Here is a 14807-nt window from a genome sequence, read left to right on the forward strand (position 1 = left end):
TCGTGCGTTACGAATCGCTGATCGACGCGCTGGGGCACACCCCGCTCGTCGGCCTGCCGCGCCTGTCCCCGTCGCCCGACGTGCGGATCTGGGCGAAGCTGGAGGACCGCAACCCGACCGGCTCCATCAAGGACCGGCCGGCGCTGCGGATGATCGAGCAGGCCGAGAAGGACGGGCTGCTCACGCCGGGCTGCACGATCCTGGAGCCCACTTCGGGCAACACGGGCATCTCCCTGGCGATGGCCGCGAAGCTCAAGGGCTACAACATCATCTGCGTGATGCCGGAGAACACCTCCTCCGAGCGCCGGCAGCTGCTGCGCATGTGGGGCGCGGAGATCATCTCCTCCCCGGCGGCGGGCGGCTCCAACGAGGCGGTCCGGGTGGCCAAGGGCCTGGCCGCCGAGCACCCCGACTGGGTCATGCTCTACCAGTACGGGAACGAGGCCAACGCTCGCGCCCACTACGAGACCACCGGCCCCGAGCTGCTCGCCGACCTGCCGACGATCACCCACTTCGTCGCGGGCCTGGGGACCACCGGCACCCTCATGGGCACCGGCCGGTACCTGCGCGAGCACGTCCCGGACGTCAAGATCGTCGCCGCCGAGCCGCGGTACGGCGAACTGGTCTACGGTCTGCGCAACGTGGACGAGGGCTTCGTGCCCGAGCTGTACGACCCGACCGTCCTGACGACCCGGTTCTCCGTCGGCTCGCACGACGCGCTGCGCCGCACCCGTGAGCTCCTGGAGTCCGAGGGGATCTTCGCCGGGATCTCCACCGGCGCGGTCCTGCACGCCGCGCTCGGCATGGCGGCCAAGGCCGTCAAGGCGGGCGAGCGCGCGGACATCGCGTTCGTCGTCGCCGACGGCGGCTGGAAGTACCTGTCCACGGGCGCCTACGAAGGCACCCTGGACGAGGCCGAGGCGAGGATCGACGGCCAGCTCTGGGCCTGATCCGCAGACGCCGGAAGCTCTGGGAGGACCCGCCCGCGGACCACGCCGGCGGGTCCTGCGCTGCTTCAGGCGGTGACCCAGTCCGTCAGCCTCGACAGGAGCCGGGCGCGGGCCCTCGCGACGTCGAGGGCGAGGATCGCCGTACCCCGGTAGACCTGGCCTTCGAGCGCCGCGACCAGGGCGACGTCCACGGCATCGGGGGCGCTGAGCGCGAGCGGCAGCAGCAGCCGGACCTGCTCGGCCGCCGGATCCCAGGCGGGCACCGCCCAGCGCGGGTCGCGCCGCGCCCGCTCCTCGGCCCGCCGCACCGCGCCCTCCATGACGAGGCCCGCCAGGTACGGGTTCGTGCGCAGTTCCCCGGGCAGGACCGCGACCGACTCCCGGTTGTCCAGGAGCGAACGGGGGTGCACGGTGAGCGGAAGCCGCCAGTCGTAGACGAGCTCGGAAGGGTCGGCCGCGTAGTCCGCGCGGGCCGGAGGCTCCGGGAAGTGGTCGGCGACCCGCGGATCTCCCTCGGCGACCCAGCCCTGTAGTGCCCACGGCGCGCCGTCGGCGTTGGCGCCCGGCACGCACAGGCCGTAGACCGGGGCGTCCTCGGCGGTGACGAGCCCGGTGTCGAACACGCCGCGCGAGCCGTCCGCGGCGACCGCGACCCGGCGCTGGGCGTGCAACCGCTCGTAGGTCTGCTCCACGTACTCCCGCAGCAGCCAGGTCTCGTCCCTGCCCGGGACCGTCCAGGGCTCGGGCGCGGCGATCCGGGCCAGCCTGTCGAAGCAGTCCTCGGGGGTGGTCCCGTCGATGCGCAGCGGCCCCAGCTCCACCTGCTCGTACAGCGCCCGGGCGGGCCGCACGGGACGCGCGGCGGAGGCCGACGGCGGGTCGCCCAGCAGCCGTCCGAAGTCCGGGAACGACGAGGGCTTCGACTCGTGCAGCGTCACGGGGGCCAGGCTAGTGGATCGCGCTTTCGAGCGGCATTCATGCGGTATGTAGGCTTGCCTGCCATGACGACCTACCACGAGGCCACCTCGGTCACGTCCCTGGGCGAAGGCAAGTACGCCGCTCGCCTGGCCGAGGAGTACAGCTTCGGCGAGGCGGTCAACGGCGGCTACCTGATGGGCGTCCTGCTGCGCGCCGCCGTCGCCGAGTCCCCACACGCCCACCCCCTCACGACCGCCGCGAGCTTCTTGCGCCCCGCGCAGCCCGGCCCCGCCGAAGTCCTCGTCCAGACCCGCAAGTCCGGCAGGACAGCGGCCACCTCGTGGGTGTCGCTCGTGCAGAACGGCCGCCCCGTCGTCGACGCCATGGTCACCACCGGCACCCTCGACCCCGCCGCCGAACCCCACTACCAGGGCGAACAGCCGTACATGCCGCCGATCGAGGCCTGCCGCCCCTCCGGCGACCACTCCAGCGGATTCGTCGCCCAGGTCGACATGCGCTTCGACCCCGCCGTCATGAACTGGATCGACGGCCGGCCCAGCGGCCGGCCCGAGATGCGCGCCTACTTCCGCCTCGCCGACGGCTCCGACCCCGACCCGTACGTGCTGGCCATCGCCCTCGACGCGCTCGTCCCCGTCGTCGCCAACACCGGGAACACCGGCTGGTCCCCGACCGTCGACCTCACCTGGCACCTCCGCGCCCTGCCCGCCCCCGGCTGGCTCACCGTCATCGGCGCGGGACGGCTCGTGCGCGACGGATGGAACGACGAGGACGTCGAGATCTGGGACTCCACCGGAACCCTCGTCGCGCAGAGCCGTCAGCTCGCGCGCACAGCCCGGTCCAAGGGCTCCCCGGCGAAGCCGGGCTCTCAAAGAGCTCTTGAGCCGGGCCAGTGAGTACAGCCCGGTTCAAGGGCTCCCCGGCGAAGCCGGGCTCTCAAAGAGCCCTTGAGCCGGGCCAGTGAGTACAGCCCGTACCCGTAAGTAACACCAACATTGCGAGCACATGTATTGAGCGTCACACAATGTGCTCCGGCCAGTTCGCATAGCCTAAGGCGTCATGTCAGACGCGCCTATCGGAATCTTCGACAGCGGCTTCGGCGGACTCACCGTCGCACGGGCCGTTCTGGACCAGTTGCCCGGAGAACCGATCCTCTACCTCGGCGACTCGGCGCGTCAGCCTTACGGCCCCCGGCCCATCGCCGAGGTCCGCGAGTACGCGCTGGAGATGCTCGACCAGCTCGTCCGCGAAGGCGTCAAGATGCTCGTCATCGCCTGCAACAGCGCGAGCTCGGCGATGCTGCGGGACGCCCGCGAGCGGTACGCGGGCATCCCCGTGGTCGAGGTGATCTTCCCCGCGGCGCGGCGCGCCGTCGCCGCCACCCGCAACGGCAAGGTGGGCCTCATCGCCACCCACGCCACAGTCACCAGCCGCGCCTACGACGACGCGTTCGAGATCGCACCCCACATCGAACTCACCAGCGTCGCCTGCCCCAGATTCGTGGAGTTCGTCGAGCGGGGTGTCACGATGAGCCCAGAACTGCTCGACGTCGCCCGCGCGTACTTGTCTCCCATCATCGAGGCGGGGTGTGACACTCTGATCCTGGGCTGTACTCACTACCCGCTGCTGACGGGCGTCATCTCCTACGTGGTGGGCGACGGCGTCACCCTCGTCTCCAGCGCAGACGAGACGGCCAAGGACGTCTACCGACTACTGCACGACAGGGGCATGGCCCGCGCGGAGGCCGCCGCTCCACCCGTCCACCGGTTCCGCGCGACCGGGGATCCCGACGTGTTCTCCGCGATCGGACGACGGTTCCTCGGACCGGTGATCGGCTACGTGGAGTCCCCGTCCGACACCAGCGTCTTCCGCCTCACCCCATGACCCACAGCCAGTAGAGGAGCTCCCCGTGCGGGTGACCGTCATCGGCTGCTCTGGCAGCTTCCCGGGGCCGGACAGCCCCGCCTCCTGCTATCTCTTCGAGGACGAGGGCTACTCGCTGCTCCTCGATTTCGGCAACGGCGCGCTCGGCGCGCTCCAGCGCCACCACGATCTCTACGGCATCGACGCCATCGCGATCTCCCACCTGCACGCCGACCACTGCATGGACCTGTGCGGCTACTACGTCGCGCGCAAGTACTGTCCCGGCGGGGAGAAGCCCCGCATCCCCGTCTTCGCGCCGCCCGCCGCCGACAAGCGCATGGCCGAGGCCTACGACCTGCCGATCAACCCCGGCATGACGGACACGTTCGACTTCGTCCCGCTCGCCCCGACCCTTCAGGCAGGGCCGTTCGAGATCACCGTCCGGCCCGTCAACCACGTGATCGAGTCCTACGGGTTCCGGATCACCTCGAACGGCAAGTCCGTCGCGTACTCCGGCGACACGGGCCGCACCGACGTCCTCGTCGACCTCGCCCGCGACGCCGACCTCTTCCTGTGCGAGGCGTCCTTCCTCGACGGTGACAACCCGCCCGACCTGCACCTCAGCGCGCGCGAAGCCGCCGAGTACGCGCAGCGCGCGGGGGCCGCAAGGCTCGTCCTGACCCATCTGGTCCCGTGGAACGACGCCGAACGCTCCATGGTCGAGGCCAAGGACACCGACTACTCCGGGCCCATCGATCTGGCGCGCAGCGGAGCCGTCTACCGGCTCTGATCTCCGACGGTAGGCTGGGCGGTATGCCTCGCCCTGACGGTCGTGTGAACGACCAGCTCCGACATGTCCGTATCCAGCGCGGTTGGCTCGAACACGCCGAAGGCTCGGTGCTCGTCGAGTTCGGCGGCACCAGGGTCCTGTGCGCCGCCTCCGTCCAGGACTCGGTGCCGCGCTGGCGCCGGGACAGCGGCATGGGCTGGATCACCGCCGAGTACGCGATGCTGCCGCGCGCCACGAACACCCGCAACGACCGCGAGTCGGTCAAGGGCAAGCTGGGCGGGCGCACCCAGGAGATCTCCCGGCTGATCGGGCGCTCCCTGCGGGCCGTCGTCGACTTCAAGGCGCTGGGCACCAACACCGTCACGATCGACTGCGACGTGCTCCAGGCCGACGGGGGCACCCGCACCGCGGCGATCACCGGCGCCTACGTGGCGCTGGCCGACGCCGTCACCTGGATGCGGGACAAGCGCCTGACGAAGGGCGACCCGCTGCTGACCTCGGTGAGCGCCATCAGCGTCGGCGTCGTCGACGGCGAGTCCCGCCTCGACCTCTGCTACGCCGAGGACGTCAAGGCCGACACCGACATGAACGTCGTGTGCACCGGCGACGGCCGCCTCATCGAGGTCCAGGGCACCGCCGAGGGCGTGCCCTTCTCACGCGACCAGCTCAACGAGCTCCTCGACCTCGCCCAGCTCGGCTGCGTGGACCTCACCATGATGCAGAAGGAAGCCCTCGCGCGATGACGACGCTGGTGCTGGCCACCCGCAACCAGGGCAAGGTCCGCGAACTCCGCGATCTGCTGGCCGGTTTCGAAGTCGTCGGCCTTGAGGCGTTCCCCGACGCCCCCGAGGTCCCGGAGACCGAACTGACCTTCGCCGGCAACGCCCTGCTGAAGGCCCGCGCGATCGCCGCCCACACGGGCCTCACCGCGGTCTCCGACGACAGCGGCCTGTGCGTCGACGCCCTGAACGGCATGCCCGGCGTCCTGTCGGCCCGCTGGTCGGGCCGCTACGGCGCCGAGTTCCCCGAAGGCGTCGACGCCGCGAACCTCCAGCTGGTCCTGGACCAGCTGGCGGACGTGCAGGACTTCGACCGGGGCGCCCACTTCGTCTGCGCCGCCGCCATCGTCCGCCCCGGCGGCCGGGAAGAGGTCTTCGAAGGCCGCATGGAAGGCCGCATCACCCGCGAGCCCCGCGGCTCCAACGGCTTCGGCTACGACCCCGTCTTCGAGGTCGCGGGCCAGCACCGCACCGCCGCCGAACTCTCCCCCCACGAGAAATCGGCCCTGAGCCACCGAGGCCACGCCTTCCGCGCCCTGGCCGCCTCCCTACGCGCCTGACCCCGCACCGCCCCGGCCCCGTTCCTTCTGGGACGGGGCCGACGCGTCTCCACGCGAAGGCGCTGCCCGCCCGCATCGAAGAACAGCGCGGCACCTTGCGGAAGATCCCCGACTCGCGCCTACCCGCGCGACCATCCCGGAGCCATTCGATGCGGCGCACTGCCCGAGCGCGTCCCCGAAGGCCACCGCCGCTGGGCCCACCCGAACGCGTCGACCTCTACCCGACCTCCACCTGACTGCGGGTGGGCGACGTCAGTCGGTGAGAGCCGATCGGAGGCGGACCTGGGTGCCGTTGTAGCCGGCGCGGATTTCTACCAGGTCGACGAGCATGCGGGCGGACCAGAGGCCGAAGGAAGGGGTGTTGGCGGACTCCGGGGGGAGGTAGCTTTCCAGCTCGTCGGGGTGCCAGAGGCCTATGTCGGCCACCTCGGCGAAGGCCAGGTCGTCGGCGGTCCAGAGTTTCAGCTGGACGGGCGGGGTGCCGTGGGTGAGGGCGTTGGTGGCGATCTCGTTGACGGCGGTGACGAAGCGGCCGGTGGCCAGCGGGGTCATGCCGAAGCTGGCGCAGTGGTCCTTGACGAAGGAACGCATGCCGACCAGGTCCAGGGAGGTGACGTCCCGGCGGACGGCGTGGTCGGGGACCTGGGGCAACGGGGCCTTGTCGGCGCGGGAGTTGTAGAGGTCGGTGTGCTCGTAGGAGTCGTTGTACGCGGGGAACATGCCGCCGTCGAGGAGCTGCGGGTGGGTGCGGCGGGCCTCGGACTCGATGTCCTCGCCGATGACGCGGCGGTCGTAGGAGCAGATGACGCTGACGCCGCGGTTGTCGAAGACGGTGTTCACCAGCGACTCGTAGCGGGCCCATTCGCGGGCCTCCCACGGGGTGCGGCCCTGCCAGGCGACCTCGGCGAGGGCGCGGACGGGGCGGCCTTCGGCGGAGCGGACGATGTCCATGTACTGGGCGATGGTCCGGACGGGGTGGCGGTAGAAGACCTCGGCGGGCGCGAACATGGAGATGACGTCGCCGAGCACGTCCCGGACCGCGGTGTAGCAGCGGCTCGGGATCGCCGCGATGATCATCGCGTCTTCGGCGAGGCCTTCGCGGACGTAGGGGACCGCGGTGGCGAGGTACTCCTCGTCCTTGCCGTACAGGAGCGCTTGATGGCTCAGGCTCTGCGCGGTCACATGGTCCTCCAGCCCCTGCCGCGGGTGATGCCCGGGAACAGGTGGAAGCCGACCATGCGGATGACGTTCTCCAGGTCGGGGGTCGGGTTGTCGAGGACGATGCCGTTGCCTCGGGTGAGTTCCAGTGCGTTCGCGCCCAGCATTTTCAGCGCTCCCAGGTCGATGAACTTCAGTCGGCCGAGCTCCAGATGGACCTCGGCCCGCGGGGCACTGACCGTGGACAGGGCCGCGGTGAGGACCGGGTGCCTGGCGCTGTCGATCTCGCCTTCCAGGCGCAGGCCGTGCGGTGCGTAGGTGCGGACCAGGCGCAGCACGCCGTCGTCATAATCGGGGTTCACTTCGACGATGACCTCGTGGTGGTTCTGCAACGCGTGGAGCGCGTCGGCCGAGCGGACGGCGCGCGTGTCTACCTGGCAGACGGCCATCGCCTGCGTGCTCGGCCCGACGAGGTGCTCCATGGCACCGTCGCAGGCCAGCATGAACTCCATCCCGCCGGGAAGCCCGGCCGCCCACGTCATGTCGGCGGTGATCCGGACCGCGCGGAACCTGCCTTCGAAGGCCCGGTCCAGTTCGCGTTCCAGGGTCCGGCCGAGCATGTCGGGGTCGGCGCGGCCGTTTCGGGCGCAGGCGCGCCGCCACGGGATCACTTCGAGATGGCCCGCCTCGGCGAAGGGGCGCACGTCGATGTTGTGCCTGTCGAACATGCCCGGGAGGTGCTGCGCGGGCGTGTCGGTGACGCACACGACGCGTTGGGCCGCGCTCAGCCCGTCGTAGACGAAGTCGCCCATCACGCGGCGCTTCTCGTCGGGATGGGCGGAGGCGAGCCATGCGTGATCGCCGGGACGGAGGTCCCCTACCGACCGGGTCGTGCTCCAGCCGGATGTTCCGTGCTCAGATACGTCCATGGTGCTCCGCGGTGGTCCGCGATGTGCGTGCTGGGTCGTCTGTGGTAGCCGTTGGTGTCGACCACACTACGCCGCCCGGAGCGCATTCGAGGGCAGAGTGACCGGTTCTGTGGATTTGTTCCTCCGGGTATCTGAAAAGTCCTCCCGATCGGTGGAGGAATCTTCACTTCAGACCGGAAGCCGCACCGCTGCGGCGCGGCCGAGCGGCGTGTGGATGCGCACCCGCGTGCCCTGCGGCCCGGTGCGGACCTGGACCGCTCCGGTGAGCATGCGCACCGCCCACAGCCCGAGCTTCGCCCGCTCGTGCGGCCGGGGCGGGACGTGCCCGGTGTGCTCGGGCCCGTCCGGCGACCACTCGCCCACGTCGGCGACCTCGCAGACGAGTTCTCCGGCCGCCGGCCACAGCCGGAGCGTCACCGGGGGCTCGCCGTGGTCGAGCGCGTTGGTGGCGACCTCGGTGACGGCGACGAGCAACTGGTGCAGGAGGGTGCCGCCGACCCCGTGCCGGCGCGCGTGCGCGCTGACGAGCGCGCGCAGGCCGTGCAGGTCGCGGGAGCTGACGGGCAGGAGCGCGGAGTCGCGCGGCGCGGGCTCCAGCGGTTGGCGGTCCGCCGAGGACAGGTAGTCGTGCGGACTCTGGTAGGCGGGGTTCTGGATCCGTCCGCGCCCTTCGGCGAACTCGGGGTGGGTGAGGCGCGCGACCTTCAGGACGTGCTCGGGCAGCCGCGCGTCGTAGGCGCACAGGATCTGGGCGCGCGTCTGGGCGAACACGAGGTTCACGAGCGCCTCGACGCGCTGCCACTCCTGGTTCTCCAGGGGTGTGCGGCCGTGCCAGGTCTGCTCGCCGAGCAGCCGGATGCCTCCCGCGCCCGTCTCGTGCTCGGCGAGGTCCAGGACCCGCGCGACGATCCGGGCGGGGTGCAGGTAGAAGTCGGTGGAGTCGATGTAGGAGATCGCGCCGTCATGGGCGGCGAGTTCCCTGCGCAGCAGCTCGGTCTTGCCCACCGTGACGGCGAGGACGGGCACGCCGTCCGAGGCTCCGTCCCGAAGGAAGGGGACGGCGGCGGCGAGGAACGCGTCCTCGTCCGGATAGGACAGGACCGCGTGTGTGAGGGGCATCAGCTGTCACCCAGCTCGATTCCGGGCAGCCTCGCGAGGCCGACCACGTCGATGACGGAGCGCACGACCGGATCCACGTTGCGGAGGATCACCTTGAACCGGGGGCCGCGCTTGCGGGTGAACCCGGTGAGCGCCTTGAACGCGTCGAGGCCGACGAACGTGACCTCGTTCAGGTCGAGTTCGATCGTCTCGGCTTCGCGGGGGAGGTTGTTCAGCGCCTCGGCGAAGCGGATGCGCCGGGAGCCGTCGATCTCGCCGCGAAGGTGCAGGCCGGTCGGCTGGAACGTGCGCGTGATGGTCAGTTGCGGATCGTCGAAGTCGGGGTTCGGCAGGACCCTGACCTCGTGGTGGGAGTCGAGGAGCGCGTACTGGCCGCCGCGGCACTGCCGGGTGTCGGTCTGGCAGATCGCGGTGACCGACACGCTGGGCGCGACCCTGGCGTCGAGCCGCTGCTCGCAGAAGTCGACCCGGGAGTCGCCGAACGGCTGGCCGAGCACCCAGGAGTTCTCGGCGGTGACGCGGATGCCGCGGAACTCCTGCTCCTCGGCCTTGGCGATCTCGTCGGAGAGTGTGCCGAGCAGCTTGTTCGGGTCGAACATGCCCTTGGTGAGGCAGGCCTCGCCGATCGGGATCAGGGTGAGCAGGCCGGCCCGTATCTCGCGGGAGAAGTCCTGGCCGTACAGGCCGGGGAGCTGCCAGTGCTCGGCGTCGGTGACGTAGATGACCTTGTCGCGGATCTCCAGGCCGTCGGAGATCCACGGGCCGATCACGTGGCCCTGCTCCTCGTCGGAGGCGTACGGGAGCCAGGCATGGTCACCGGGCAGAAGGTCTCTGACCGGTCGTCGCACCTGCATGGCGTTCCGCATCCTTAAACGCGCCCCCACGACGTCGATCCGTCCAGGGTACGCGTCCGGAGCGCGGCACGTCCTGCCGATTTTTCAGATATCGACGGAGGTGCGCTCGGAGTCCCATCTCACCGTCGGAGCTGGCCGGACCCGGCCTTATGACGCGAAAGGCGGCCCGCGATCGCGGTGCCGCCTTCGACGGGGTGGGGCCGGTGGGACTCGAACCCACAACACGACGGACCTAAACCGCCGGCCTCTGCCAATTGGGCTACGGCCCCTGGGGGAATCCCGACGATATCAGCGGGACGCCCGGGGTGATCAGAGCGCGAGTTCGCGCCGGATCCGGGCGACGTGCCCGGTGGCCTTCACGTTGTAGTACGCCTTCTCGACCTTGCCTTCGGCGTCGATGATGAACGTGGAGCGGATGACGCCGACGGTGACCTTCCCGTACAGCTTCTTCTCGCCGTACGCGGAGTAGGCCTGGAGGACCTCCTTGTCAGGGTCCGACAGGAGCGGGAAGGTGAGGCCGTCGCGTTCGGCGAACTTGGCGAGCTTCGCGGGGGCGTCGGGGGAGATGCCGACGACCTTGACGCCGGCCTCGGCGAGCGCGGGCAGCGCGCCTTCGAAGTCGACGGACTCCTTGGTGCAGCCGGGGGTCATGGCGGCGGGGTAGAAGTACAGGATCACCCGGTCGCCGCGCAGCGAGGACAAGGTGAAGGGCTTGCCTTCGGAGTCGTTGAGGGTGAAATCCGGAGCTTCATCGCCTGGTTCAAGACGATTTGTCACCTTGGGTCCTTTCGCCATGAGTGCCGCCGGTCCAATTTACCGGGACCTCGCGGAGGCGCGCACCGGCACGACCTGCGAGACTGATCGACACACCTGACACTACGCCGACACATGGGGACGCGGGATGGCCGACAGGAATCCTGACCTGATCAAGCAGGAGATCGAGGGAGAGCTCGCCGACCTCGCACGCAACATCGACGACCTCGCCAAGCGCGTCGCGCCCGCCGCGGTCGTGCACCGGACGGGCGAGCGCGCCCGCGAGGAGATCACCCAGGTCGCGCAGGCCCTCGGCTCCATCGTCTCGCCCAAGGAAGGGCAGGAGTCGCCGCTGTCGCAGGAGCAGCGCAAGCGGCTGCTCATCGCCGGAAGCGCGCTCGTCGCGGGCGTCACCCTGCTGCTGGTCGTCGGCTCGCGCCGCTCGGCCAAGCGCACCCGGCTGGAGCTGACCCTGCCGATCTGACCCTGCCGATCTGACCCCGCCGCACTGACCCGGCCGCCACTGCCACCGCCCCCGCCGCCTGCGCTTCCGGCTCAGGCGAACTGCGGCAGGTCCGCGGCGTGCGCGGCGAGTCCCTCGGCGAGGATCGCCTCGGCCGCGCGCTTGCCCGGCGTGAAGGGGTGCGCCATCAGCGCCTGGAGCGCCACCGCGCGGTCGCCGGTGGTCGCGGCCCGCGAGGCGAGCCGCTCGTAGCAGGCCGCCGCCTGGGTGAGCCCGCGCACCGGCAGCGGCAGGTCGCCGACGGGCAGCGGCGCGGCGCCCCGCGCGTCCACCCGGCACGGGATCTCCACCACGGTGTCCGCGGGCAGCGACGCGATCGCGCGCCCGGCGTTGGGCACGTTCAGCACCATCCGGCGGCCCTCGTCGCCGGCGATCGCGCAGATGACGTCGATCGCGAACTCGCCGTGCTCGCCGCCGCCCCGCTCGCGCGACGGATCGGGGTCGGCCTTGCGGGACTCGGCTTCGACCTGGGCGTAGAACGCGGGAAGGGCGGCCATGATGTCCTGCGCGCGGGTGGTGCCCTTGGCGCGCAGTTCCGCGACGACCTCGTCATGGAAGAAGTAGTACTTCGCGTACGAGTTGGGCAGGAATCCGAGGGCCTTGCCGAGGTCCGCCATCCGGGAGGGGTCCCGCCAGGGCGTCGCGCCGCCGTCCGGGGGCGCCAGGGCGGCGAGCAGAGGCGGAAGGTCGAGGGTCCGCCCCTTGTGGCGGACGGTGTCGGCCCAGGTCAGGTGGTTGAGCCCGATCCAGTCGGGCTCCAGGCCGTCGAGGCCGAGCAGCGCCTCCCACATCTCGGTGTCGCCGACGCTCTGGTCGCACAGGCCGAGGAACCGGCGGCCCGGGAACCGCTGGAGCACCGCGTCGGTGACGACGCTGGTCGGGTTGGTGTAGTTGACGATCCAGGCGTTCTCGGGCGCGAGCTCGGCGAGCTCCAGCAGCACCGGGACCGACCGGCAGGCCATGAGGAACCCGCCAGGCCCCGCGGTCTCCTGGCCGACGACCCCGTGCCCCAGCGGGATCGCCTCGTCCAGGTGCCGGGCGGCCATGCCGCCGGGGCGGAACGTGGTGAAGACGAAGTCGGCGCCTTCGAGCGCGGTCTTCAGCGCGGGATGCTCGGTGACCCGGCACAGGCCCTTGAGCATGCCGCGGGCCAGGCGCGCCATCAGCTCCATCGCGGGGACGTCGACGTCGTGGAAGGCGAGTTCGGCGCCCCGCAGGTCGTCGGCCCGGTGCAGCACCCCGCGCACGACCCCGGGCAGGTAGCCGCTTCCCGCGCCCACGACGGCGATCTTCACTGGCGTCCTCTCAAGGTCGGCTGGGCCCGCATGACGGACTCGGGTCCGCGGTCCAGCTCGGAGTCGGGGATGTGGTCGACGACGAAGGAGTAGCCCTCCAGCACCTCGACGGGCACCTCGCCGGACTCGCCGAACGCGGCGATCTCGCCCCAGCAGGGCGCCCCCAGCGAGCCGCTGTAGTGCCGCACGGACAGGCCCGCGCACAGGTTGGCGAACCGCAGCCGCTGCGAGAGCCCCCATCCGGCGAGGGTGCCGTACACGAACGCGGCGCAGAACACGTCTCCCGCGCCCGTCGGGTCGAGCGCGTCGACGGGCAGCGCGGGCTCGGCGGCGCGCTCGCCGCCGTGCGCGGCCAGCGCCCCGGCCGACCCGCGCTTGACGACGACGGTCGGCACGAGCCGGGCCAGGTGCTCCAGCGCGGCGGCCGCCGTGGAGGTGCGCGTGTAGGCCATCGCCTCGACGGCGTTGGGCAGGAAGACGTCGACGTGCCTGAGCCGGTCGAGCACGTCGGCCGACCAGGTCTCGGTGGGGTCCCAGCCGAGGTCGGCGACCACGAGCCCGCCCGCCGCGCGCAGCTCCACCGCCCACGGCGGGACGGGCTGGGCGATGTCGATCACGCAGGTCCGGGCCGGGGGAGGGGCGCCGACGGGGGCGAGCGGCGGAAGCGGGTTGACGTACGTGACCATGCTGCGGTCGGCGTCATAGGCGAGGGAGACGGTGACCGGGCTCGACCAGCCGGGCATCCGGCGCGACCAGGTGAGGTCGACGTTCTCCTGGTCGGCGAGGGTGTCCCAGAGGTAGGTGCCGAAGAGGTCGTCGCCGAAGGCGGCGGCCAGCCCTACGCGCAGCCCGAGCCGGCTCATCGCGACCGCCATGTTGGCGACGCCGCCGGGGGCCGAGCCCAGGCCGTCGGTGATGACCTCGCCGCCGGGAGGGGGCGGCCCGGGCAGCCCGGTGAAGATCATGTCCATGTAGACCTGGCCGGACAGGAAGACGTCGAGGCCCGTGGAGGTCGGCTCGGGGCGCCCGCCGCACGGGTCGCTCATCGGCCCACCTCCGGATCAAAGGAAGGTCTGTCCCTCGCCACGGTAGGTGGGGACGGTGCGAACGGTGCGCTCGCCCGAGACCAAATGTACGGCCTCGAAACGCTCGCAGAGTTCTCCGGCCTTGGTGTGCCGGAACCAGACGCGGTCGCCCACCTCGAGCCGGTCGGCGGCGTCGCCGGTGAGCGGGGACTGGACCTCGCCGGCGCCCTCCAAGGCGGTGAACTTCAGGCCGGGCGGCAGGTACGGCTGCGGAAGGCGCAGCGCGTCGGCGGGGCCGGACGCGAGGTAGCCGCCGCCGAGGCAGGTCGCGACGCCAGGGCCGGGGCGGCGGACGACGGGGAGTGCGAACAGCGCGGCGGGGGTGCCGTGGAACGCGGTGTAGTGGTCGAAGAGGTGCGGGAGGAACAGGCCGGAGCCCGCGGCGACCTCGGTGATCGCCCGCTCCGCGACCGTCCACTCGACGCTGCCGGTGCCGCCGCCGTTGACGAACTCGATGTCGGCTACCTCGCGGACCCGGCGCACGATCTCGCCGCGCCGCGCCGCGAGTTCCAGCCGGGAGCGCGACTGCATGGCGCGGATGATCCTGGCCTTCGCGGGCTGCCCCGCGGGGGCGTCGCCGACGCCGGCGATCTGCGACTCGTAGCCCATGATGCCGACCAGGCGCAGGTGCGGGCGCTTGGCGATCTCCTCGGCGAACGCGCGGGCCTGGGCGGGCGTGACGATCGGGGAGCGCTGCGCGCCGACCTTGATCCGGCCGCCGAGCACCCGGTAGCCGGCGTCGATGTCCATGCAGACGCGGATCGGGTGGCCGTCGGACGGCAGGAGTTCGAGGTGCTCGAAGCAGTCGACCATCAGGGTGACGACGGACGCGGCGTGCGCGTCGTCCGCGAGGCGGCGGAGGGCGCCGCGGTCGGCCGTCGGGTAGGCGACGAGGATGTCTTCGCTGGTCCGGTGCTCGGCGAGCCACAGCGCCTCGGGCAGCGTGAAGGCCATGATCCCGGCGAAGCCGTCGGTCTTGAGCACCTCGTCCAGCAGCGCCCGGACCCGGACCGACTTGCTGGCGACCCTGATGGGCTTGCCCCCCGCTCGGCGCACGAGGTCGGCCGCGTTCGCGCGGAACGCGTCGAGGTCGACGATCGCGAACGGAGCGTCGAACGCGGCGGTGGCCGCGTCGTAGCGCGCCTTCAGCTTCAGGGGGTCCATGATGTCCAGCCTGCCACACAACCCGAAACATGAAAAGACTTCACGTCCA

16 protein-coding genes and 1 tRNA gene are annotated in these 14807 nt (G+C 71.3%); 7 read left to right on the forward strand and 10 right to left on the reverse strand.

Annotated elements, in window-relative coordinates:
* The first annotated feature begins 2 nt into the window (after positions 1–2).
* Positions 3–950, forward strand: coding sequence for a PLP-dependent cysteine synthase family protein (locus tag ACYVOM_RS28380; RefSeq protein ID WP_460306578.1), 948 nt, complete (start codon positions 3–5; stop codon positions 948–950).
* A 65-nt stretch (positions 951–1015) separates the two neighbouring features.
* Here the strand turns inward: ACYVOM_RS28380 and ACYVOM_RS28385 are convergent, their stop codons facing one another.
* The gene (locus tag ACYVOM_RS28385; RefSeq protein ID WP_460306579.1) at positions 1016–1888 is read right to left on the reverse strand and encodes a DUF3825 domain-containing protein; all 873 of its coding nucleotides are present in this window, start codon (positions 1886–1888) and stop codon (positions 1016–1018) included.
* 63 nt (positions 1889–1951) lie between these two features.
* Between ACYVOM_RS28385 and ACYVOM_RS28390 the strand changes: the two genes are divergently transcribed.
* The 5 genes from ACYVOM_RS28390 to rdgB all read left to right on the forward strand — a co-directional run bounded on the left by ACYVOM_RS28390 (position 1952) and on the right by rdgB (position 5878).
* The gene (locus tag ACYVOM_RS28390; RefSeq protein WP_460306580.1) at positions 1952–2782 is read left to right on the forward strand and encodes a thioesterase family protein; all 831 of its coding nucleotides are present in this window, start codon (positions 1952–1954) and stop codon (positions 2780–2782) included.
* 163 nt (positions 2783–2945) lie between these two features.
* Positions 2946–3770, forward strand: a complete 825-nt coding sequence (gene murI / locus ACYVOM_RS28395; RefSeq protein WP_460306581.1) for a glutamate racemase — start codon at positions 2946–2948, stop codon at positions 3768–3770.
* A 25-nt stretch (positions 3771–3795) separates the two neighbouring features.
* Positions 3796–4539, forward strand: coding sequence for an MBL fold metallo-hydrolase (locus ACYVOM_RS28400; RefSeq protein ID WP_460306582.1), 744 nt, complete (start codon positions 3796–3798; stop codon positions 4537–4539).
* Between the two features lie 23 nt (positions 4540–4562).
* Positions 4563–5282, forward strand: coding sequence for a ribonuclease PH (gene rph / locus ACYVOM_RS28405; protein ID WP_460306583.1), 720 nt, complete (start codon positions 4563–4565; stop codon positions 5280–5282).
* Positions 5279–5878 (forward strand): RdgB/HAM1 family non-canonical purine NTP pyrophosphatase, encoded by a 600-nt coding sequence (gene rdgB, locus ACYVOM_RS28410; RefSeq protein WP_460306584.1) that lies wholly within the window; start codon positions 5279–5281, stop codon positions 5876–5878. Before rph ends, rdgB begins: the two co-directional genes overlap by 4 nt.
* A gap of 252 nt (positions 5879–6130) precedes the next feature.
* Here rdgB and ACYVOM_RS28415 read toward each other — a convergent pair whose 3' ends face one another.
* The 6 genes from ACYVOM_RS28415 to bcp all read right to left on the reverse strand — a co-directional run bounded on the left by ACYVOM_RS28415 (position 6131) and on the right by bcp (position 10733).
* Positions 6131–7060, reverse strand: coding sequence for an anti-sigma factor RsbA family regulatory protein (locus ACYVOM_RS28415; RefSeq protein ID WP_460306585.1), 930 nt, complete (start codon positions 7058–7060; stop codon positions 6131–6133).
* Positions 7057–7965 (reverse strand): MEDS domain-containing protein, encoded by a 909-nt coding sequence (locus tag ACYVOM_RS28420; RefSeq protein WP_460306586.1) that lies wholly within the window; start codon positions 7963–7965, stop codon positions 7057–7059. The genes ACYVOM_RS28415 and ACYVOM_RS28420 overlap by 4 nt, the downstream gene beginning before the upstream one ends.
* 168 nt (positions 7966–8133) lie before the next feature.
* Positions 8134–9084, reverse strand: coding sequence for an anti-sigma factor RsbA family regulatory protein (locus ACYVOM_RS28425; RefSeq protein WP_460306587.1), 951 nt, complete (start codon positions 9082–9084; stop codon positions 8134–8136).
* Complete coding sequence (locus ACYVOM_RS28430) at positions 9084–9938, reverse strand: MEDS domain-containing protein (RefSeq protein ID WP_460306588.1); 855 nt, start codon at positions 9936–9938, stop codon at positions 9084–9086. The genes ACYVOM_RS28425 and ACYVOM_RS28430 overlap by 1 nt, the downstream gene beginning before the upstream one ends.
* Positions 9939–10133: 195 nt before the next feature.
* Positions 10134–10207 (reverse strand) — tRNA-Leu (locus ACYVOM_RS28435).
* A 40-nt stretch (positions 10208–10247) separates the two neighbouring features.
* Positions 10248–10733 (reverse strand): thioredoxin-dependent thiol peroxidase, encoded by a 486-nt coding sequence (bcp, locus tag ACYVOM_RS28440; RefSeq protein ID WP_460306589.1) that lies wholly within the window; start codon positions 10731–10733, stop codon positions 10248–10250.
* Between the two features lie 106 nt (positions 10734–10839).
* On the opposite strand from bcp, the gene ACYVOM_RS28445 reads away from it, so the two are divergent.
* Complete coding sequence (locus tag ACYVOM_RS28445; protein ID WP_460306590.1) at positions 10840–11175, forward strand: DUF3618 domain-containing protein; 336 nt, start codon at positions 10840–10842, stop codon at positions 11173–11175.
* A 71-nt stretch (positions 11176–11246) separates the two neighbouring features.
* Here the strand turns inward: ACYVOM_RS28445 and ACYVOM_RS28450 are convergent, their stop codons facing one another.
* The 3 genes from ACYVOM_RS28450 to ACYVOM_RS28460 are packed head-to-tail and all read right to left on the reverse strand — an operon-like array spanning position 11247 to position 14758.
* Positions 11247–12509 (reverse strand): family 4 glycosyl hydrolase, encoded by a 1263-nt coding sequence (locus ACYVOM_RS28450; protein ID WP_460306591.1) that lies wholly within the window; start codon positions 12507–12509, stop codon positions 11247–11249.
* Positions 12506–13555: a carbohydrate kinase family protein gene (locus ACYVOM_RS28455; RefSeq protein ID WP_460306592.1), complete on the reverse strand. Its 1050-nt coding sequence runs from the start codon at positions 13553–13555 to the stop codon at positions 12506–12508. The genes ACYVOM_RS28450 and ACYVOM_RS28455 overlap by 4 nt, the downstream gene beginning before the upstream one ends.
* Positions 13556–13570: 15 nt before the next feature.
* Positions 13571–14758 (reverse strand): amino acid deaminase/aldolase, encoded by a 1188-nt coding sequence (locus ACYVOM_RS28460; RefSeq protein ID WP_460306593.1) that lies wholly within the window; start codon positions 14756–14758, stop codon positions 13571–13573.
* Between the last annotated feature and the right edge of the window lie 49 nt (positions 14759–14807).

The sequence above is a fragment of the Actinocorallia aurea genome (assembly GCF_054783995.1).